Source organism: Candidatus Nitrospira nitrificans, assembly GCF_001458775.1.
GTDB classification, from domain to species: domain Bacteria; phylum Nitrospirota; class Nitrospiria; order Nitrospirales; family Nitrospiraceae; genus Nitrospira_D; species Nitrospira_D nitrificans.
Genome location: NZ_CZPZ01000029.1, coordinates 1 through 1240, shown reverse-complemented (window position 1 = coordinate 1240; position 1240 = coordinate 1). Strand labels below are relative to the sequence as shown.

Annotated in this window: 1 protein-coding gene; it reads left to right on the top strand. The window is 55.7% G+C overall.

The window, feature by feature from the left end; translation table 11 throughout:
- Positions 1 to 456 precede the first annotated feature (456 nt).
- Positions 457 to 1240: bacterial ammonia monooxygenase, subunit AmoC (gene amoC / locus COMA2_RS14100; RefSeq protein ID WP_139077367.1), on the top strand; the 784-nt coding region annotated here is incomplete at its 3' end.

Below are 1240 nucleotides of genomic sequence, written 5' to 3'. Positions count from 1 at the left end.
ATTGTTTCGCCAATTCCAACACGCCAACCTTCGCCCGGATAATTTTCTGTTCGGTGGTCATCGTCCGCACTCCTTTCGTGAAGGCGAGGACTCTACCGGACTGTCAGATTAAGTTCTAGCACTTACAGCTAATCAGAGCTCGAGGATGTCAGGCGGTAGATTACTCAGCGGTGGAACTCCCAGCCAGTATTCTTGAGACAGAATACGGACCGGTGGCAATTCTCCACGTTGATCTTGCTCCATACTTACGAGATTGTGTACATATTATCAATGGGTTATGCTGTAGTAAGAATAACAGAACATGCTAGACTAGAATGAGTGTCGCATGGAGAGTGGGGGGTAATTGAGTTGAAAACAATATCTTGATGAGTATAAAATTGCGTATCCGTGAGAAAAAGGGAAGGCGAATTGAGAAGAGCACTGTCTCTGATTTTATAGTAGAGGGAGGGATGCACCATGGCTAGTAACGAGCGCGGGTATGATATTTCGCAGTGGTACGATTCGAAGCCGGTGAAGATCGGCTGGTTGGCGATGCTGGGGATCGGCGTGTTTTGGGTGCTGTACCAGCGGACGTTTGGGTACTCGCACGGCCTGGACTCCATGACGCCGGAGTTCGACTCGGTATGGATGGGGCTGTGGCGGTTCAACATCCTGGCGAACGCCGTGTTCTTTGCCGTGTCGATCGGCTGGATCTGGGTGACGCGGGACCGGAACCTGACGAACCTGGACCCGAAACTGGAGTTGAAGCGGTACTTTTACTGGATGGGGTGGTTGGTGTGCTACATCTGGGGCGTGTACTACGCGGGCAGCTACACGTTGGAGCAGGATGCGGCGTGGCACCAAGTGATCATCCGGGACACGAGCTTCACGGCGAGCCACATTGTGGCGTTCTACGGGACGTTCCCGTTGTACATCACGTGCGGTGTGTCGAGCTATCTGTATGCGCAGACGCGGTTGCCGCTGTACAGCCAAGCGACGTCGTTCCCGTTGGTGGCGGCGGTGGTGGGGCCGATGTTCATTCTGCCGAACGTGGGGTTGAACGAGTGGGGCCATGCGTTCTGGTTTGTGGATGAGCTGTTTGCGGCGCCGTTGCACTGGGGCTTCGTGACGTTGGGCTGGTGCGGGTTGTTCGGGGCGGCGGGCGGGGTCGCGGCGCAGATCGTGAGCCGGAGTCGGCAAGCTGGCGGGCACGATCTGGAACAACGCGCCGAAGACGATTCTGGATCCGTTCCCCAGTCAG